This window comes from Seonamhaeicola aphaedonensis (assembly GCF_003386195.1).
In the GTDB taxonomy this organism is placed as follows: Bacteria; Bacteroidota; Bacteroidia; order Flavobacteriales; family Flavobacteriaceae; genus Seonamhaeicola; species Seonamhaeicola aphaedonensis.
The window spans coordinates 424405-444142 of the sequence record NZ_QRDX01000001.1; the positions used below are offsets into that span (position 1 = coordinate 424405).

17 protein-coding genes are annotated in these 19738 nt (G+C 33.4%); 6 read left to right on the forward strand and 11 right to left on the reverse strand.

The window, feature by feature from the left end; genetic code table 11:
• Window positions 1–64: 64 nt before the first annotated feature.
• Window positions 65–1975: an ABC-F family ATP-binding cassette domain-containing protein gene (locus tag DFQ02_RS01835; protein WP_116039275.1), complete on the reverse strand. Its 1911-nt coding sequence runs from the start codon at window positions 1973–1975 to the stop codon at window positions 65–67.
• Window positions 1976–2060: 85 nt separating this feature from the next.
• Here DFQ02_RS01835 and DFQ02_RS01840 point away from each other — a divergent pair, with 85 nt between their 5' ends.
• Complete coding sequence (locus tag DFQ02_RS01840) at window positions 2061–2444, forward strand: DUF983 domain-containing protein (RefSeq protein ID WP_116039662.1); 384 nt, start codon at window positions 2061–2063, stop codon at window positions 2442–2444.
• Window positions 2445–2511: 67 nt separating this feature from the next.
• Here the strand turns inward: DFQ02_RS01840 and DFQ02_RS01845 are convergent, their stop codons facing one another.
• The 10 genes from DFQ02_RS01845 to DFQ02_RS01890 all read right to left on the reverse strand — a co-directional run bounded on the left by DFQ02_RS01845 (window position 2512) and on the right by DFQ02_RS01890 (window position 14750).
• On the reverse strand, window positions 2512–3561 hold the full coding sequence (locus tag DFQ02_RS01845; RefSeq protein ID WP_116039276.1) for an NAD(P)/FAD-dependent oxidoreductase: 1050 nt from the start codon (window positions 3559–3561) through the stop codon (window positions 2512–2514).
• Window positions 3562–3675: 114 nt separating this feature from the next.
• The gene (gene porN, locus DFQ02_RS01850) at window positions 3676–4566 is read right to left on the reverse strand and encodes a type IX secretion system ring subunit PorN/GldN (protein WP_116039277.1); all 891 of its coding nucleotides are present in this window, start codon (window positions 4564–4566) and stop codon (window positions 3676–3678) included.
• 46 nt (window positions 4567–4612) lie between these two features.
• On the reverse strand, window positions 4613–6172 hold the full coding sequence (gene porM, locus DFQ02_RS01855) for a type IX secretion system motor protein PorM/GldM (protein WP_116039278.1): 1560 nt from the start codon (window positions 6170–6172) through the stop codon (window positions 4613–4615).
• 46 nt (window positions 6173–6218) lie between these two features.
• Window positions 6219–6854, reverse strand: a complete 636-nt coding sequence (porL, locus tag DFQ02_RS01860; protein ID WP_116039279.1) for a type IX secretion system motor protein PorL/GldL — start codon at window positions 6852–6854, stop codon at window positions 6219–6221.
• 73 nt (window positions 6855–6927) lie between these two features.
• Window positions 6928–8304 (reverse strand): type IX secretion system lipoprotein PorK/GldK, encoded by a 1377-nt coding sequence (gene porK / locus DFQ02_RS01865; protein WP_449441382.1) that lies wholly within the window; start codon window positions 8302–8304, stop codon window positions 6928–6930.
• Between the two features lie 161 nt (window positions 8305–8465).
• Complete coding sequence (locus tag DFQ02_RS01870) at window positions 8466–9632, reverse strand: formimidoylglutamase (protein WP_116039281.1); 1167 nt, start codon at window positions 9630–9632, stop codon at window positions 8466–8468.
• 5 nt (window positions 9633–9637) lie between these two features.
• Complete coding sequence (gene topA, locus DFQ02_RS01875; RefSeq protein WP_116039282.1) at window positions 9638–12127, reverse strand: type I DNA topoisomerase; 2490 nt, start codon at window positions 12125–12127, stop codon at window positions 9638–9640.
• A 140-nt stretch (window positions 12128–12267) separates the two neighbouring features.
• Entirely contained in the window at window positions 12268–13047 is a 780-nt protein-coding gene (locus tag DFQ02_RS01880) for a hypothetical protein (RefSeq protein WP_116039283.1), read from the reverse strand.
• Between the two features lie 52 nt (window positions 13048–13099).
• Complete coding sequence (locus tag DFQ02_RS01885) at window positions 13100–13870, reverse strand: hypothetical protein (protein ID WP_116039284.1); 771 nt, start codon at window positions 13868–13870, stop codon at window positions 13100–13102.
• A 421-nt stretch (window positions 13871–14291) separates the two neighbouring features.
• Complete coding sequence (locus DFQ02_RS01890) at window positions 14292–14750, reverse strand: hypothetical protein (protein WP_147297720.1); 459 nt, start codon at window positions 14748–14750, stop codon at window positions 14292–14294.
• A 191-nt stretch (window positions 14751–14941) separates the two neighbouring features.
• Here DFQ02_RS01890 and miaB point away from each other — a divergent pair, with 191 nt between their 5' ends.
• The 5 genes from miaB (at window position 14942) to secG (ending at window position 19724) form a co-directional block, all read left to right on the forward strand.
• On the forward strand, window positions 14942–16390 hold the full coding sequence (miaB, locus tag DFQ02_RS01895) for a tRNA (N6-isopentenyl adenosine(37)-C2)-methylthiotransferase MiaB (RefSeq protein ID WP_116039663.1): 1449 nt from the start codon (window positions 14942–14944) through the stop codon (window positions 16388–16390).
• 85 nt (window positions 16391–16475) lie between these two features.
• Complete coding sequence (locus tag DFQ02_RS01900; protein ID WP_116039286.1) at window positions 16476–17747, forward strand: sigma-54 interaction domain-containing protein; 1272 nt, start codon at window positions 16476–16478, stop codon at window positions 17745–17747.
• Between the two features lie 75 nt (window positions 17748–17822).
• Window positions 17823–18329 carry an LPS assembly lipoprotein LptE gene (lptE, locus tag DFQ02_RS01905; RefSeq protein ID WP_116039287.1) on the forward strand — a complete coding sequence of 169 codons (507 nt, stop codon included), beginning with the start codon at window positions 17823–17825 and terminating at the stop codon, window positions 18327–18329.
• 91 nt (window positions 18330–18420) lie between these two features.
• Window positions 18421–19371, forward strand: coding sequence for a hypothetical protein (locus DFQ02_RS01910; protein ID WP_116039288.1), 951 nt, complete (start codon window positions 18421–18423; stop codon window positions 19369–19371).
• Complete coding sequence (secG, locus tag DFQ02_RS01915) at window positions 19368–19724, forward strand: preprotein translocase subunit SecG (protein ID WP_116039289.1); 357 nt, start codon at window positions 19368–19370, stop codon at window positions 19722–19724. The genes DFQ02_RS01910 and secG overlap by 4 nt, the downstream gene beginning before the upstream one ends.
• Window positions 19725–19738 lie beyond the last annotated feature (14 nt).

Consider the following 19738-nt stretch of genomic DNA (forward strand, 5'->3'; position numbering starts at 1 on the left):
TATTTTGATGGTCTAACAAATATATTTCTTAGACCATCTTAAAGTAGTTAAAAAAAACTTAAATCTAATTGTTTAAAGTTTCAATTTCTACTTGAATATTTTCCCATTGTTCCATTAAAGAATCTAAATCTGACTTCTTGTTATGGTAATTATCAAAGAAATTTGGTTTTGAAGTAGCTTGTTCATAATTAATTTCAAGCTCGATGTCTATAGCTTTTATTTCTTTTTCCAAGGAGCTAATTTTGGCCTCAACATTACTCAATCTATTATTTAAAGACTTTAATTTTTTCTGTTCCTCGTAAGTCGATTTAGATTTCTTTTTTGGCACTTCTTGTATTATGGTTCGCTTTTCAACCTCCCTTAAACTCTCTACTTTACGTTGTTCTAAATAGTAATCGATGTCACCTAAGTATTCCTTTATTTTATGGTCTTTAAACTCATAAACCTTATTGGCTAATCCTTGTAAAAAGTCACGGTCATGAGACACTAGAATTAAAGTCCCTTCATATCGTTTTAAGGCTTCTTTTAATACATTTTTAGACTTGATATCTAAATGGTTTGTAGGCTCATCCATAATCAACACATTAAAGGGCTGCAACATCAATTTGGCCAATGCTAATCGGTTGCGCTCCCCTCCAGACAATACTCTAACATATTTTTCAACCTCTTCGCCTCTAAACAAAAATGACCCCAGAATATCGCGCACCTTACTTCTGTTGGTTTCGTTTGCTGCATCAATCATAGTATCTAAAACCGTTTTATTACCATCTAAATACTCTGCCTGATTTTGAGCAAAATAGCCTAACTGAACATTATGTCCAAGTTTTAAATTGCCATCAAACTTAATATCACCAACTATAATTTTAGCTAAAGTTGATTTTCCTTGACCATTCTGCCCTACAAAAGCTGTTTTACTATCTCGTTCAATGAGTAAATTGATATTTTTTAAGACTTCCTTTTGTCCATAATTCTTTGAAACTGAGGAAGCTTCAACAACAACCTTTCCCGGTGTTACTGAAACGGGGAAATTAAGGGTCATAACACTGTTGTCATCTTCATCAACCTCAATGCGCTCAATTTTATCTAGCTTTTTTATAAGTGATTGCGCCATGGAAGCTTTGGAGGCCTTTGCACGAAATTTTTCAATTAACTTTTCAGTATGTTCAATTTGCTTTTGCTGATTTTTTTGCGATGCCAATTGTTGCTCCCTCAATTCTTCACGTAACACTAAATATCTAGAATATGGTTTAGGATAGTCATAAATTCTTCCTAAGGAAATCTCTATAGTACGATTGGTTACATTATCTAAAAACATTTTATCATGCGACACAATAACCACGGCTCCAGAATAATTCCTTAAAAAGTTTTCTAACCAAATAATAGATTCAATATCTAAATGGTTTGTAGGCTCATCTAAAAGTAACACATCATTATTTTGAAGCAGTAATTTTGCCAACTCAATACGCATGCGCCATCCTCCTGAAAACGTATCTGTTAACTTGTTAAAATCTTCACGCTTAAAACCAAGTCCCTGAAGTATTTTTTCTGTATCACCTTGGTAGTTATAACCTCCTAAAATTTCATATTGATGTTGCAAATCATTAATGTCAATCATAAGCTGATGATATCCATCACTTTCATAATCGATACGTTCTGCCAATTGAGTATTAATAGCTTCCATTTTAGCCTCTAGCTGCTTAATTTCAGTAAAAGCTTCATAAGCCTCTTCTAAAACTGTTCTTCCAAAAACAAAATCAATATCCTGTTTTAAAAAACCAATTTTTAGCGTTTTATCGGTAGCTATTTGTCCAGAATCAGGTTCTAACTCTTTCGATAAAATTTTGAGCATGGTTGATTTACCAGCACCATTTTTACCAATAAGCCCTACCCTGTCTCCATTTCCTAGCTTAAAGGTGATATCTTCAAAAAGATATTCACCTTGAAACGATATTGAAAGATTATGTATGTTAAGCATAGAAATGTGACTTTGGTTACAGAATATTAAACTATTACAACTACTTTTGTTTTATAAAATTGCTAGCAAAAATACATTAAAATATATGTTTAAAAAAGGAACGAAGCTATATAGCATTGTTACAGGTTGTTGCCCAAAATGTCATCAAGAATCAATGTATTGCAATAAAAATGCCTACGTGATTACAGACACTTTGAAAATTAACGATTGCTGTTCTAAATGCGGTACTAAATACCGAATTGAACCCTCTTTTTTTTACGGTGCCATGTATGTAAGTTATGCTGTTGGAATTGCCTTTGCTGTAGCGGCTTATGTTATTAGCAACCTGTTTTTTGACGCTAGTTTAAAAATTACTTTTATTTCTATTGTTGTTACCTTAGTGGTTTTTATGCCAATTATAATGCGACTTTCAAGAAATATCTGGATTAACTTTTTTATGCATTATGACAAAAGTTTGGTGGAGAAATAGAAACTGATATTGCCTATTATTGCAAAATCACCTTAACTTTTTATAGTCTTTAGTCTTTGGTCAGCTTTTACATTAAGGTTTCAAACCTTTTAATATCAATTTCTTTTTCCAGAGGAATATTATTTTCAATAAAATCATAAAGCTGTTTGGCTACATAAGGACCTATCATAACTCCACGAGTTCCTAGCCCGTTTAAAACAAACATATTGTTGTAATCTTTGTGACTACCAACTAATGGCCTCCTATCTTTTACCGTTGGTCTCACTCCTGCCACTTGATGAATAACTTCAAAATCACACAAGATTAGTCTTTTAAGTTTTTCCAGTAGTTCTTCTTTTGCCTTTAAAGATGTATTGTTGCTTAAATCCTTCCATTCATAAGTAGCACCAACAATATATAAATCATCTCCTAAAGGAATTAAAAAGGCTGCTGATTTCAACACAAAATCAATTTTCAACTCTGGCGCATGAATCATCAATAGTTCTCCTTTGGCAGGGACTAACGGCAAATTATTGAAAAACGGGTTTTGTTTAACACCAAAACCTTCAGCAAATACGATGCGTTCTGATTCTATATTTTTATATTGAACTTTATCATCCTTAATTTGTAACTCATCATATTCAAAAGCTTCTTCTAATAACCTGTTATTCTTCTTCAAATAACTCTTGTATGAATCTATCAAAGTTTTAACATCAATCCTTCCCGTTTTGAATACCTCGCCAAAACCAAAAGGAGCTTCTAAACTATCATTATCATTTTTAATAATAGTGTCTGATAGAAATTCTGAAAGCAATGTATTATCTGATGCTGTGAACCAATTGTTTTGTTCTTCGTTCGATGCAAATTTTCTGTATACAGGAATTTTATAGTCTAACTTTACATTGAGTAAAGTTTCTAATGAAGCATATACGGGTAATGCCAATTCTAATTGTTCTTTTGCTTTCCAAACGCTTGTGAAACGTTTTAGAACAACTGGATTGTATAACCCCCCAGCAACAGAAGACGATAATTGAGAGTTATTATCAAAAACTAAAAAGTTTTTATTGTTGGCTCTAAGTTGTTCGCAAAAGTTAATACCTGCTAATCCAATGCCTACGACTATATAATCTACTTGCATATTGCGAAGATATAAAGTTTACATATTAAAAGACACTTCGACTGCGCTCAGTGGGACAAATTGAACAAAAAAAACCCACTAAAAAGTGGGCTTTAAATTATATAGACCATGCGACTAATAAGTCCACATATCCAGTTCAAAATCTCTAATTTTATCCTTAATTCTTTCAGATTCCAGTAGCTGCATTAAAGCATTTTGTGAGATATATTCATTTACTTTTCTATCGCCTTGTACATTTTCCTCTTTATATATGTAACCATGAAAACGTCTGGAATTCAAGATATGATCAAAAGAGAATGGAATGGCACTATTTTCGTTATTAAACGATTTAGCTTCATGTAATACCTCTCTGGCATCTGGTAAAAACACCCAAAATAATTCTACTAAATCAGGTTCTTCTTCATCAATAAAATTAACATCTGGAGCTACAGGAGCTATCCCTAACAATCTGTATTTCATTTCAGATTGACGCTTATCAAAATACCACAACCCTTTAACACGATATTCCATAATATCTGCAGCGGTAATATCGCGTCTGTTAATATATTCTGCCGATAATTCTTCGCCTGCATTTAATTGCTCAACACCTAATTCGGTAGTATCTATTTTAGTTAAAGCAGCTTCAATATCTTTAAGAGTTCTTTGGGTTGTAAAATAAGAATCATCATAAATCCTTTCAATGTTACCATTTTTAATGTTTTTCATAAGTACATCATACAGAGATCTTCTGTCACTACCAATGTTATTGGTATCAATAGGGTAGTACAATGGAAAGTTAGCACGTTCGTCAAGAACAATTTTCTCCCAGGTCATTTTAGAAAAAAGAATATCTCTATCATCTACATAACCATAAGGCAGTGGCTTATCGTTATCAATTGCTATCTGCGCTTCTGTTCGTACACCTATTTCTTCTGGTGATTTAGCATTCAAGATATTTGCCTGAGCAAACATTCCCGAAGCTGTAAAAACAGTTACTATGGTTAATAAAAAACTTTTATAATTCATCTTATTATATTTTAATAGGGCTTTAATCTAAGACTATTCTTAAATTTTAATTTGTAAGCTCAATAATTACAGGCGATACTTTTTTAAGTATAACACTTACACCGCTTGCTTTAGCTTCAATATCAAATATTTGCACGTCTGATCCTCGTTTTGCTTTACGTAATGCAGATTTCGCTCTACTGTCTAGCTTATTACCACTAACATTAATGGTTGGTTGCCCAGACACTTTAAACTTAAATCCTGTAACTCGCAATGGTAATTCGAAATCGAAATCGTCGAACTTCGCGCCAACAGAAGATATCTCCAAACTATTACGTTGCATTTTTACCTGACCATCTTCACCTCTAATAGTTCCTGTTGGTTTTGGTAAATCCTTAATTCTGAAAGTAGCATTATCACTCACTGGTTTTCCATCTGGCAACTTACCAGTTACATTAATGGTTACCTCTCTACCTTTAACAGTAGTTACATCCATAACGTAATTACTTCCTTTAACTCTAGACAATCCTTGAGCTCTAGCGCTTACATTATTATCAGGAATTCCCGCAAATGAGATGGTCATTGGGTTTTTAACACCACGATATACTACATTCATTTTATCTGCTGAAATCGTAGCTGAATTTGGCTTAGGAACGGTAGCAAAAGATGATGATACAGGTACTTCAACTTCTTCTCCATCTTGAGCAAAGATTAATTTACCTTCTATCTTATGTTCTCCAGGATTACCTGTTCCTACTTTTAATTTTACTTTACCCTCCTCTATAGAGTACTGATCTTCACTTAAAGGTCTTCCATCTAAAGTTAATTCAACTCTATTAGGCTTAGTAGAGGCATCTTTTCTACCCAATACTATTTGACCATCAAATGTTTCTCCATTAAAGTAAGCAGATTTTGTAGTTTCTAACAACGTGGTATAGTTAGTCATAGATACCTCACTAGAAAGTGTTCCTTGTAACATTGCAGACAATACCTCTGATTCAGTAGTCTTAATATCAGCTTGCAACTGGGTCATTTTTGTTAAAGAAGCCACTAAAGGAAAGCCTTTGTAATGGTACTCTAACCATGGTTGCTTTCCTGCACCACGCTTAACATCATCGGTATTAAAGTTTTTTTGTACATCTTTCACAATGTCTTCCATACCATTTTGACCCTTTAGAATTTCTGAAACACCATCTCTAAAAGTAGCTATTTGATTTAAAAACTCTTCACCCTCAGGCTTAAGTTTATCTCCTTTAAAAAAGTTTTCATCTAAATAATCGCCTTTGTCCATGATCTCATAATCTGTAGGATCATCAACAGTGGCTTTCATTTTACTTTTAAGCTCTTCTAAATAATCATTTAATGCAACAGCCTTATCATGAATTTCTTTTGCTTTGTCTTTTAAAGGCTCGTATTTTTCTTTTTGATCTATAGCTTTTTGTTCTAAACTAGCTACAAACGTTTGATTACGTAATGTTGCAGCCTCATTAGATTCTGTAAGCTTTTCGTTCATTAATCCAAAGGCCGAAAGTACCTCCTTTGACATATTTAATGCTAACATTGCAATGAAGATTAAATACATCAGATTAATCATCTTCTGTCTTGGTGATAAATTATTTCCTGCCATTTCTAATTAGGTTTTGGTTATTAATATAAATTTGGGTAACCCCTAATTAGCTTTTATTCATAGCAGATAACATACCTCCATAAACACCATTTAATGATGATAGATTAGATGCTAAAGATTGCATTTGCTCTTTTAATTTAGCAGCGTTCTCAACAGACTCTTCATTTAAAGCAGCTTGTTTGTTAATACTTTCTAACTGTACTTTATATAAACTGTTTAAAGATTCCATTTGAGCAGCAGCTAAAGATAATTCTTCGCCGTACTTTCTTGTAGCTTCCATAGAATCTACAGTTGGTGTAAGGTTTTTAGCAGCACCTTCAAAGTTTTTAATGCTATCTCCTAAACTAGCCATAAGTTCACCATCAATTTTAGCGTCTTTTAATAACTCATCTAATTTTTTAGATAACAAACCCTGAGGGTCTTTAGCTTCTTTTTCGGTTGCTTGACCACCCGCTAACTCTGGATAAACAAGTGACCAATCTAAATCGTCGTCTACTGGTTCAAATGCTGAAATAGCAAAAATGATTGCTTCTGTTACCAATCCAATGGTTAACATGACATTACCTGTTAAAGGTCCAATTTCAAAATGAATAATTTTGAACAATGCTCCTACGATTACGATTGATGCTCCTAATCCGTAAGCTAAATTCATAAACTTTTTACTTGCTCTTGACTGTGCCATAATTTTCGATTTTTAATTTAAGTACGAATACTTAAGTAGGTTAATTAATAGTAATTATTTATTATTGATTTGATTAAATTTTTGTCTTTTTACCGTTTTTAGAATTTACTTGTGTCCCCATATAATCTTGAACGGTTCTAAAGCCAATATAACTTCTTGCAGAATCTGCATACTCATAATCTCTTGAACTTACTTGTAAGAAGTATGCAACGTCTTTCCATGATCCCCCACGCACTACTTTACGTTCGTTTTCCATATCGCTAACACTTGGATTGATAGTAGACATATATTCATAAGATGATGGATCATACGATGAATCTACCCATTCAGCAACATTACCAGCCATATTATATAAATTATAATCATTAGGCTCATAAGATTTTGCTTCAACAGTGTATAATGCTTGGTCTGCAGCATAATCACCTCTTACTGGTTTAAAGTTTGCCATAAAACAACCTCTATCACTTTTGGCATAAGGCCCACCCCAAGGGAATGTAGCTGCTCTAAGTCCTCCTCTGGCAGCATATTCCCATTCAGCTTCCGAAGGTAATCTAAACGCATTTACAAAATGAGCACCTTTTTTACTTTTTTGATAGGTATTTTTCCATAAAGTTCTCCACTGACAAAAGGCCTTAGCTTGTTTCCAAGTTACACCAACCACTGGGTATTCACCATAAGCGTCATGCCAAAAATAATCGTTATGCATTGGTTCGTTATAAGAATAGGAGAAGTCTCTAATCCAAACTGTAGTATCAGGATACACCTCAACTTCTTCTTTGAGTAAAACGTCTTTTCTTCTTAAACTTCTATCCTTAGCGGCCTTTTGAATGTCCATGTACGTGTACTGAAACTTAAATTTAGTTACATCCCAGGTACGTTGACCATTATAAGATTCCTCCATTGGCAAATACATGGTATCCATAACTTCGGCATAATACTCATCAGGGTATTCCGCTGTGTCAAAAATCAAATCAATATCATGATTTAAGTTGTAACCTTCATAGCCGGTAGGTCCGAGCCCAGTATAATTTTCATATATATACTTCTGATAAACGGTCATATTAGCAGTATCTGCTTCTTTAAAAGCAAATTCGCCAACACCTCCATCTTCAGGCGTCATGCCAACTTCATCGGCTAAAATAGCCAACTTGGTCCTAATAATAGAATCTCTAACCCAATTAACAAATTGACGATACTCACTATTAGTAATTTCTGTTTCATCCATATAAAAGGGCCTAACAGTAACTGTTTTTGCTGGTGCATTGTGCACGCCTGCTAAATCATCATCTGCTTTACCCATTATAAACGCACCACCAGGTACAAGTTCCATTCCATAGGGCTTTTCTGGATGCCATTTCTTTCCTTTAACACCCACTAACTCTCCCCTATCTTTGGATCCACAACTAGCTAGTAGTATAAGTACTGCGGTTAATAATGTTAACTTTTTCATATTCATAGAAAACTCGAGGTTAATTAATCTGCTTCAACTTTGCGAGGGTAAACATATTTATATATTTTTTAAAAAACAACTTTTTCGAGAAAAAAATTACATTTCATCGTAAAAAATAAGCATTTTATCGATGAAATAAGCATTTTGCCTTGATATTGCTGCTAAACGCAATTCTTTTGAAACGCTTTATACCAGCGGTCTGGGACTATATTATTACTCGCATCTATATAATCCTGATGCATGCATGGTAATAACGTATGTCTTTTTAATTTATTATTTACTTCTGCTAAAAAAGGGATTTCAATCCACCACCTACCGGTCTTATTACTTTTGTAAAAGATTAATTCTTGGGAGTCCACTAAGGTAATGAATTTTTGATAATTGTTCTCATTAGAAAAATCATCATCTTTTACTCTACAATTCACTCCTTCAATAAAATACCAAATCATTTGTGATATTAGCATTGAAGAAATTTCATCATCATTTGAAGGCTTGTATTCATAAATTCCAAATGATGTTACTTTATTACTGATACCCGCATATCTTGAAATGGCACATATCTCTTTTCCGTCTAAACCATTTGGAGAAAATTTTTGATTTAAACTTACCTCAGAACTTTTAACAGAAGTTAAATCAATACTTACAATATTAGCATCTCTTAAAACAGGCTCTACTGAAGCAATGTTATTAGAGATCTCACCTAATCTATAAGATTCAAAATAAAGACTTTCCATTAAATCTATTTCTTCCTGAGAATTGAAATAGGTCTGATAACCAATGGTGGCGTAATTAAAAAGGTTGTATGGCTTATCTAGAATTATTTTTCCAACAAAACTATTATTCTTTATGGGCTTTGTAGAATCTCCCATATCAAACTTACTATCAATATTAACAATATTAACCATTGGCATTAAATGGTCATAAGCCCGGTAATTTGCGTAAGTTAAATCTTGAGAGCCACCTAATATAATTGGAATGATATTCTTTTTAACTAGAATACTTATGGCTGTTTTTAAAGCAAAGTAAGTATCTTCTACACTTTCTCCTTTATGGATGTCACCTAAATCTGCTATAGTAGTATTCCAGATACCTGGGAAAAGACCGTAGAAAGATTTTCTTATTTCATCTAACTTAAATTCAGTCCCAATATAATTAACATCATTACGATTCTCTAAAACACCAATAAGAGCAATAGAAACACCTTCTAAATCTGGCATGCCATTTTGTTCTGAATGAATTTTAATTTTTCTTCCCAATGCTTGAGCAGATAGTAATTCGTTATGAGCTAAAACTAAATCTGAAACAGGGGTAAGAAAATTGAAATTCATTTAGGCTACTTCTTTTTAGTGGTTGCTTTTTTTCTTGTTGTTTTCTTTGTTGGTGCATTGGCTTCAATAAGGCCTTTGGCTTCTTCAAGAGTCATTTCTGAAACATCAACCGTTTTTGCCAATTCAACTTTCACCTTTCCTTTGATAACATGATGTCTTCCCCATCTTGCTTTCTCAACTCGTATACCTTGATCTTCCCAATTATGAACTACCTTTTCAATGTCTTTCTGAATTTTGGTTTCAATCAACTCAACAATATCTTCATCAGAAAGGTTATCCCAGTCATACTTTTTATTTACATTAATGAACATATTGTTCCATTTAATAAAGGGTCCAAAACGTCCTTTACCTTTTTGCACTGGTAAATCTTTATATATATATATAGGAGCATCTGCCTTTATCTTTTCTTTAATTAAAACAATAGCATCATCAAGGTCAACACTCAATGGGTCAACACCTTTTGGTAAGGATACAAAGCTATTTCCAAATTTCACATAAGGGCCAAATCTACCGTTATTTACCTGAACTTCTTCTCCTTTATACGTTCCTAGATCTTTTGGAAGTTGAAACAAATCCATAGCTTCCTCATAGGTTATGTTACTTAATTGTTGATCTGGACTTAAACTAGCAAACAAAGGCTTTTCTTCATCCTCAAAAGTTCCTATTTGAACCATAGGCCCAAATCTTCCTAAGCGCACACTAACTTGTCTTCCCGTTTCAGGATCCTCACCTAAAATACGTTCTCCAGATTCTCGTTCTGCATTTTCTTTGACGTCTTCTACTTTAGGGTGAAAATTTTTGTAAAACGATTTCATCATTTTAGTCCAATCCTCTTCTCCATCAGCTATACTATCAAAATCTTCTTCAACCTTTGCTGTAAAATTATAATCTAGAATTTGATCGAAATGATTCACTAGAAAATCTGTAACAATCATTCCAATATCTGTAGGAACTAATTTGCCTTTATCAGATCCTACTTTTTCTGTGAGTAGTTTACTTGAAATACTCCCTTCTTTTAAAGTGAGTTGGGTATATTCTCTTTCTTCACCCTCTACCGAACCCTTTTCAACATAATTTCTATTTTGAATGGTAGAAATGGTTGGTGCATAGGTTGACGGACGCCCAATACCTAATTCCTCTAACTTCTTTACAAGAGATGCTTCTGTGAATCTTGCTGGTGGACGCGTATATCGTTCTGTTGCCGTGATATAGTTATTAAGAAGTATCTCTCCAGTTTTCATAGCAGGTAACATATCCTCTTGTTCAACATCTTCATCGTCTGTACCTTCTAAATATACCTTTAAAAAGCCATCAAAAGTAATCACTTCTCCGTTAGCTGTGAATAGTTCATTATGATTAGATGCACTTATTTTTACATTGGTACGTTCTAATTGAGCTTCACTCATTTGTGATGCAATAGAACGCTTCCAAATTAACTCATATAAACGCGCTTGGTCTCTATCTATATTTACAGAATGCCTTGAAAAATCAGTAGGTCGTATAGCCTCATGAGCTTCTTGAGCTCCTTTAGATTTTCCAGTATAATTTCTCGGATTACTATAATTAGAACCAAATGCTTTTTCTATTTCAGCTTGAGCACCATGTCTGGCTTCATTTGATAAATTAGTACTATCGGTTCTCATATATGTAATTAAACCAGCTTCATAAAGGCGTTGTGCCATAGTCATGGTTTTACTTACAGAAAAATATAGTTTACGGGATGCTTCTTGTTGTAAAGTTGACGTTGTAAATGGAGCTGCTGGTAATTTTTTTCCAGGTTTCTTTTCTAAACTCGCTACTTTAAAACTTGCCGAAACATTTTGCTCTAAAAATTTTTGAGCTTCTTCCTTGGCAGAAAAATTCTTGGGTAATTTCGCCTTAAAAGACTGTCCTTTTTGATTAGAAAACTCCGCATCAATTCTATATGATGCCACCGGTTTGAAATCTTGAATTTCTCTTTCTTTTTCAACAATTAACCGTACCGAAACAGATTGTACTCTTCCTGCAGACAAACCTCCTTTTACCTTGCGCCATAAAACTGGAGATAGTTCATACCCCACAATTCTATCTAACACGCGGCGTGCTTGTTGTGCATCAACTAAGTCATAGTCAATACCTCTTGGGTTTTCAATAGCCTTTTGAATGGCCGACTTTGTAATTTCATGAAAAACAATGCGTTTGGTTTTCTCTTTGTCTAGTTTTAAAGCCTCGGCTAAATGCCATGCTATAGCCTCTCCTTCTCGGTCTTCATCACTTGCCAACCAAACAGTATCTGCTTTTTTAGCTAACTCTTTAAGTTTTTTAACAACCGCCTTTTTATCTTTAGAAACTTCGTATTTAGGTTTAAAATCACCATCTACATCTACCCCTAACTCCTTAGAAGGAAGGTCTGATATATGCCCAAAGCTAGATTCTACTTTAAAATCTTTCCCTAAAAATTTCTCAATGGTTTTTGCTTTTGCAGGTGACTCAACTATCACTAAATTCTTCGCCATACTTCAGTTTTTGAAGCTACAAATGTATATGAAAAAAAGTTTATCTGCTGCATTTTACAGATTAACCACATATTATTTTATTAATAAAACCCGCATTTAACTGAATAAACACGGGCTTTTTAAAATTATTTGTAAAAATTTTATTCGGTATGAGTTCCTATTTCTTCAATAGATGCGACCTCATCAAAACCAATAACTTCTTTGTAAATTAAATAAATTGGATGATATGGAAATGCGGCCGTAAACAATAATCCAATACCGCATAACATTAACCCAACAATTTCTGCTAACAAACCAGATAACAGTAGTAAACCAAAAATAAGTAACCATTTCTTGTTACCTAGCTTGAAACTTACTTTCACAATTTCACCCACACTTAATTCTGGATTAAAAGCAAAAACTATAGCAAATAATGACAACGGTACCATTACATAGAATATAGGCAGATAACATAATAAAGCAGCCAAAATTGCAACACCAAATGAAGCTAACATTAAAACAAATATTTTGCTTAAATATTTACCTTTAATAAAATAGAAAAAATCTGAAGCGGTAGTGACCTCATTATTATCTAACTTTCGCATGATTCTGTAAAACCCAGCGTTTAACCCCACAGAAATAGCTCCTAACACTAATACACCTGCAAGAATGAAAACTATATATAATACTGATATACCAGCAATAAAACTCTCAAATGATTCATTCGCGTAGCCACTTTCTTGCTGAGCAATAACAGCCGCTATTAATGGAACATAAAGCACTATTATTAATGGTAGCATTACTATAAGCGTGAATAATTGCAATAAAAAACCTTGTAGCCAAGTCTTCTTAAAAAGTTCAATAGAATCACTAAAAATATTACCAAAATCTAAAGATTTGGCACTATTTATTTTTTCAATTAATGTGTTTACAGTATTCATATAATTTGTTTTATGTCAGCAATTACTTATGTATCCAGATTATTTTCTATAATTAACTAAAATCATTTTCTTCTCCTATCAAATCAATTTCAGATTGTTCATTAAAACCAATAACCTCCTTATAAATTAAAAAGAATGGTAAATAGGCAATACTTATAGTTAATAAAATACCTATACCACAAGCAATTATTCCTAACATTCCTAAAATTGAACAAACAAAGAGACTACCAAATGAAATAAGCCACTTTTTATTACCAATAGCAAAACTTATTTTCACAATTTCCATCTCTCTTAGATCTGGATTATTAGAAAACACTATGGAAAAATACGACAGTGGTACAATTGCATAAATATAAGGAATGAGCAATAAAAGTTGAGTAATGGTAGCTATAGCAGTATATATCATTCCTAGGAGTAATGCCTTGGTGAAATATTCTTTCTTAAAAAAATAAAAATAATCATCATTTTCATTTTGTCCTAAACTCACTTGCTTGCAAATCCTGTAAAAAGCAGCCATTAAAGCTATAGTTACCGAACTTACAATAATGGTTTGTGGTATACTATTGATGGCATTCTGAGAGTAAAACCCAACAAAAGTCTCTAAATTAAAATCATTATTTACAAAAAACGAAGAGTCTGGAGCTAAACCAATTAATTGAAAAACAAAACTGACAGCAATGGCAGTAACAGCAATGATTAAAATAGTTAAGAAGCCTTTAATCCAAACCTTTTTAAATAGTTCTATGGCATCATTGATGATATCCCCAAAATTCAAATCTGGGGCAGCATTTATCTTTTTAGTTATTGTATTGAAGGTCTGCATTTTTTAATGATTAAAGTTATTTAGCAATTATACACAATAAAAGTAACCGTTTTTTGTAATTCGTTACTGGTTTTAAAAAAAATCTGCTGGAAAGCAGATTTTCATTATTTAAGAAATAGTTTTTAGTAGATTGAAAATGAGCTTAAAAAAAATTAATATTATCCTCAAGGTATTCATATTGATAATGCCTATTATCTCCAACCGTCACTAAACTATTTATTAGCGGAATAACATCAGTGGCCTGAACATTACTATAGTTCTTATCAAATTAAAATCTACAGGCGTGTTTCTATTTAATAATTTTATCTCCAAAGTCCCATCCCAAACAAAAAGCAAATCACCCTTTATTCCCATTCATTAAGAAATGATCTAAAGCATAACGTTTTGCTAAAACAGGCTTTCATTATCTATTAAATTTCAATTAATATGTGTATTCCAAAGTCTCATTGAGTCTTTCAATATGAAGTACAATTTTATTACTTCCCTCTACTTGAATTGGTGTTAGGTTAAACAAAACTTTCCTTTCAATATATGCAAGACAAAGTTCCTCATTACCAAAATCTAACTTCAAAAACCGCTGCTCAGGGAATGATTCTGCAATTGCTCCAGAACCAATCAAACCAAATTCCCAAGAATTTCCATCACACCCAGAAGCTCCAATGGTTAGTTCTAAACAATCGCCATTTATTTCAGTATTAATAAAGGTAAAATCATCAGCATTCATATTATTGTATTTAGAAGCATCAACGATAGTAGCGAAGTCACAATTAGCATCTCCTACTAAATCATCTTCCTCTTCGCATTGCGTGTTCAAAAACAAAAGCCCTAATGCAGTGCAAAAAAGCATTTGCTTGGTAGTCTTGAACATTAATCTTTGCATAGTTGAGTTAAGTTTTATTTAAGAGATACCTCAACCCTAAATTGGTTGCTCGAAAATCCATCAAAAACTATAAAATTTAATAACAAAATAGAGTCTGACACTTTGTCACGAAAACTAAATTAATTGTATCTTTGCACCTGCCTTCTTATTGGTAGGCATAAATATTGACCACAAACTGCTTCAAGCAAATTATGGAAAAGATTATAGACGAAAATAAACAAGGTGAATCTCTCACTTTAGAGCATAAAGAAGGTAACCAACGTAAACTTTTTATTGAAAGCTATGGCTGTCAGATGAATTTTTCTGATAGCGAGATTGTTGCTTCTATTTTGAATGAACAAGGGTACAATACTACTCAAAATTTGGAAGAAGCAGATTTGGTTTTAGTAAATACTTGTTCCATTAGAGATAAAGCTGAACAAACCGTTCGTAAACGTTTAGAGAAGTACAATGCCGTAAAACAGGAAAGCAATCCAAATATGAAAGTTGGAGTTTTAGGCTGTATGGCAGAACGGTTAAAAGCTAAATTCCTTGAAGAAGAAAAAATTGTGGATTTGGTGGTTGGCCCTGATGCATACAAAGATTTACCAAACCTTTTAGCCGAAGTTGATGAAGGCAGAGACGCCATTAATGTGATTCTCTCTAAAGAAGAAACTTATGGTGATATATCTCCAGTTAGATTAAACAGTAATGGCGTGACCGCTTTTGTGTCTATTACTCGTGGTTGCGATAACATGTGTACCTTTTGTGTAGTACCATTTACACGTGGTAGAGAGCGCAGTAGAGACCCTCAAAGTATTATTGAAGAAATAAACGATTTATGGAATAGAGGCTATAAAGAAGTTACGCTTCTTGGGCAAAATGTAGATAGTTTTTTATGGTATGGCGGCGGACTTAAAAAAGATTTTGATAAAGCCAGCGATATACAAAAAGTAACGGCCGTTAACTTTGCTTTGCTTTTAGAGATGTGTGCCAAGGCTCAACCAAAAATGCGTTTTAGATTTTCTACATCTAACCCTCAAGATATGACCTTAGATGTAATTGAAACCATGGCTAAATATGATAACATTTGTAAATACATTCATTTACCAGTACAGAGTGGTAGTAATCGTATTTTAAAAGAAATGAATCGTCAGCATACACGAGAGGAATATTTTGAACTCATTGACAACATTAAACGTATTATTCCTGATTGCGCTATCAGTCAGGATATGATTGCAGGATTTCCAACAGAAACCGAAGCAGATCACCAAGATACATTAAGCCTTATGGAGTATGTTAAGTACGATTTCGGATTTATGTTTGCTTATTCTGAAAGACCTGGAACATTAGCAGAACGCAAACTGGAAGATGACATTCCACTGGACATTAAAAAACGTCGTTTAAACGAAATCATTGCTTTACAGCAAAAGCACGGATTAATACGTACACAAGAGCATGTTGGTAAAGTAGAGGAAGTGCTTATTGAAAAAGCCTCCAAACGTTCTAATGCTCATTGGGCAGGTAGAAACAGCCAAAATACTATGGTAGTTTTCCCAAAAGAAAACTACAAGATAGGTGATTTTGTAAACGTAAAAATTACAGATTGCACCAGCGCCACACTCATTGGTGAGGCTTTAGGATATTCAGATAATAATTAACTAATAATTGTTATTCCGCACTTAATGCGGAATCTATATTTTAACCCAAAAAGATGCCTGCCTTAGCAGGATTCACATAAAATAAATGGAATCAGTTCAAGCAATAAAACAACGTTTTGGTATTATTGGAAATACACCAGCTTTAAACCGTGCCATTGAAAAAGCCATTCAGGTGGCTCCAACCGATATTTCGGTATTGGTAACTGGAGAAAGTGGTGTTGGTAAAGAAAGTATTCCAAAAATCATACATCAATTATCTCATAGAAAGCATAACAAATATATTGCGGTTAACTGCGGTGCTATTCCAGAAGGAACCATTGACAGTGAATTGTTTGGGCATGAAAAAGGAGCCTTTACGGGCGCTACCCAAACCCGTAGTGGTTACTTTGAAGTTGCTGATGGGGGTACTATTTTTCTTGATGAAGTTGGAGAGTTACCATTAACTACTCAGGTACGTTTGCTACGTGTTTTAGAAAATGGTGAGTTCATTAAAGTAGGTTCTAGTAAAGTTCAAAAAACCAATGTGCGCATTGTGGCAGCTACTAACGTAAACATGTTTGAGGCCATTGAAAAAGAAAAATTCAGAGAAGATTTGTACTATCGTCTAAGTACGGTTGAAATCCATTTACCGCCGCTACGTGAAAGACAAGATGATATTCATTTACTGTTTAGAAAATTTGCGAGCGATTTTGCCTTAAAGTACAAGATGCCAACCATAAAACTTACAGACAATGCCATTCAACTACTTTTAAAGTACCGTTGGAGCGGTAATATTAGGCAGTTACGAAATATTGCAGAGCAACTCTCGGTACTAGAGCAAAACAGAACCATAACCGCCGATGTTTTAAGAAGTTATTTACCTACCACAGCATCAACAAACTTACCAGCAGTAATTAAAACCACTAAATCTGAAAGTGATTTTAGTAGTGAACGTGAAATTCTTTATAAAGTTTTATTCGATATGAAAAGCGATTTAAACGATTTGAAGAAACTAACCATGGAACTCATGAAAAGCGGTAACATTAAAGAAGTTGAAAAAGATCATGAGCATCTCATTCAAAAAATTTATGGTGAAGATGATAATGACGATACTGTTTATGAAGAATCTCTAGAGGAAACAGAAGTACTATCAATCTCTGAACACGCTTCCAACCATGAAGTTCCTGAGAACGTTCAGGATAAGTATCATTTTGCAGAAGAAATTGAAGAGGAAGAAACACTTTCTTTACAAGACAAGGAATTAGAATTAATTAAAAAATCTCTTGAACGTCACAACGGAAAACGTAAATTAGCGGCTGCCGAACTGGGTATTAGTGAACGCACTTTATATAGAAAGATTAAGCAATATGATTTATAGTTTATCATTAAACCCTAAACAACTGATACTTTTATAAATATTAATAGTTGTCTTTACGGAACCTCAACAAAATAAATGAAATACATAAAATATCTTTTTTTAGTTTTAACCTTCTCTGTTTTTACAAATTGTAAAATACAATACAGCTTTTCACCACCTACATCAATAGTTGCTGAAACTTATCAAGTAAATCAATTTGAAAATACTTCATTGCTATTTGAACCAGGTTTAGATAGGGATTTTAAAATAGCTCTAGAAGATTTAATTCAAAACCAAACCAATTACAGGTTGGTTCCATCTGGTGGCGATTTAATTTATGAGGGGGAAATTACAGATTATCGTATTGCACCAACCACCTCTACGGCACAAAATACAGCAGCGCAAAACAGGTTAACAATTTCGGTTAAAGTTCGATTTTATAATACTAACAATGAAGAGGATGATTTAGAGCAAACTTTTTCATTCTTCTATGATTTCCCTGGTAGTGCACAATTAACAGGAGCACAAAAGGCTACTGCCCATGAAGAAATTTTAGACCGCTTAACACAAGATATATTCAATGCTACTTTAGCAAGATGGTAGCTTCAGTTGGCAGTACTCAGTCTTCAGTAAAGACGTCTGAATATTTTGTATGGAATACTAAAATAATTATAACTAAATTTGGCTTTAGTCAATGAACTCATCAGATTTTACCAACATACTACAGCATCCGCAGGAAATTACTCATCAGCAAACTGAAGCTATAAAATCTGTTATTGATGAGTTTCCGTATTTTCAGTCGGCTAGGGCAGTTTATTTAAAAGGACTAAAAAACCAAAGTAGTTTTAAATATAATCAGGAATTAAAAACTACTGCCGCCTACACCACAGACCGCAGTATTTTATTCGATTTTATAACCTCTGAGTCTTTTGTTCAAAATGAAATATCCCAATTCATAAAACAAAACACAGAACATTTAAATGATATTGATGTATCTATTGAAGATCTATCTGTAAATAAAAGTGTGGCCATTGATGAAGCATTAAAACTTCAAATTAAAGAAACCAAAGGAGTTTTAGACCCCGCATTGTTTCAACCAAAAGAACCACTTACTAAAAAAGAACCTCATTTTACATTAGACGAATCTGAAGCCATTGAAACGGCTGCAGAATCAACCCTAGAACCAGAATTATCAGCAACAGAAATTTTAAGTTTAGGGAAACCGCTTCAATTTGATAAAAATGAAAAACATTCGTTTAATGAGTGGTTAAAACTTACACGTTACAAGCCAATAAAAAGAGACACTATTCCTAAAAACAAACCTGAAGAGAAAGAAGAACTTCTATCTACTGAGTTAGAAAAAACTAAAAAGTTTGAACTCATAGATAAATTTATTAGCAAAAATCCCAAAATAAAGCCTGCTGTATCATCAAGTAAAAAAGGGAATTTAGCAAAGGCCCAAATGATAAAACCAGAAGCTTTAATGACTGAGACTTTAGCACGCATTTATGTAGAGCAGAGAAACTACAAAAAAGCTATTCAATCATATAAAATATTAAGTTTGAAATATCCAGAAAAAAGTGGTTTCTTTGCAAACCAAATTAAGGCAGTAGAACAATTACAAGAACAAAACAATAAAGAATAATGAATTTTACAATATTTTTAGCATTAATTGTTGTAGTAGCATTTTTGTTAATAGTAGTAATCATGGTACAAAACCCTAAAGGTGGCGGTTTATCTTCTACTTTTGGTGGCGGTGGCTCTCAACAATTGGGTGGTGTAAAAAAGACAACCGACTTTTTAGATAAAAGTACTTGGTATTTAGCAACCTTTTTGTTGGTATTAATTCTAGCTTCAAATGTAGCAATTAATAAAGGTGGTGATAGCGCAGACTCTAAGGCATTAGACCCAGACGCAACAACCACACAACCATTGCCTGATGCAGCGCCATTACCTACAGCAAATGATGGAACCACTGCTAATGACACTGCTCAATAGCCCAAAATAATCTC

Excerpts from the sequence above, each read along its gene's own strand:
- DFQ02_RS01835 (WP_116039275.1), bottom strand. The coding sequence starts at position 1,975 with ATGCTTAACATACATAATCTTTCAATATCGTTTCAAGGTGAATATCTT.
- DFQ02_RS01840 (WP_116039662.1), top strand. The coding sequence starts at position 2,061 with ATGTTTAAAAAAGGAACGAAGCTATATAGCATTGTTACAGGTTGTTGC.
- DFQ02_RS01845 (WP_116039276.1), bottom strand. The coding sequence starts at position 3,561 with ATGCAAGTAGATTATATAGTCGTAGGCATTGGATTAGCAGGTATTAAC.
- porN (WP_116039277.1), bottom strand. The coding sequence starts at position 4,566 with ATGAATTATAAAAGTTTTTTATTAACCATAGTAACTGTTTTTACAGCT.
- porM (WP_116039278.1), bottom strand. The coding sequence starts at position 6,172 with ATGGCAGGAAATAATTTATCACCAAGACAGAAGATGATTAATCTGATG.
- porL (WP_116039279.1), bottom strand. The coding sequence starts at position 6,854 with ATGGCACAGTCAAGAGCAAGTAAAAAGTTTATGAATTTAGCTTACGGA.
- porK (WP_449441382.1), bottom strand. The coding sequence starts at position 8,304 with ATGAAAAAGTTAACATTATTAACCGCAGTACTTATACTACTAGCTAGT.
- DFQ02_RS01870 (WP_116039281.1), bottom strand. The coding sequence starts at position 9,632 with ATGAATTTCAATTTTCTTACCCCTGTTTCAGATTTAGTTTTAGCTCAT.
- topA (WP_116039282.1), bottom strand. The coding sequence starts at position 12,127 with ATGGCGAAGAATTTAGTGATAGTTGAGTCACCTGCAAAAGCAAAAACC.
- DFQ02_RS01880 (WP_116039283.1), bottom strand. The coding sequence starts at position 13,047 with ATGAATACTGTAAACACATTAATTGAAAAAATAAATAGTGCCAAATCT.
- DFQ02_RS01885 (WP_116039284.1), bottom strand. The coding sequence starts at position 13,870 with ATGCAGACCTTCAATACAATAACTAAAAAGATAAATGCTGCCCCAGAT.
- DFQ02_RS01890 (WP_147297720.1), bottom strand. The coding sequence starts at position 14,750 with ATGCAAAGATTAATGTTCAAGACTACCAAGCAAATGCTTTTTTGCACT.
- miaB (WP_116039663.1), top strand. The coding sequence starts at position 14,942 with ATGGAAAAGATTATAGACGAAAATAAACAAGGTGAATCTCTCACTTTA.
- DFQ02_RS01900 (WP_116039286.1), top strand. The coding sequence starts at position 16,476 with ATGGAATCAGTTCAAGCAATAAAACAACGTTTTGGTATTATTGGAAAT.
- lptE (WP_116039287.1), top strand. The coding sequence starts at position 17,823 with ATGAAATACATAAAATATCTTTTTTTAGTTTTAACCTTCTCTGTTTTT.
- DFQ02_RS01910 (WP_116039288.1), top strand. The coding sequence starts at position 18,421 with ATGAACTCATCAGATTTTACCAACATACTACAGCATCCGCAGGAAATT.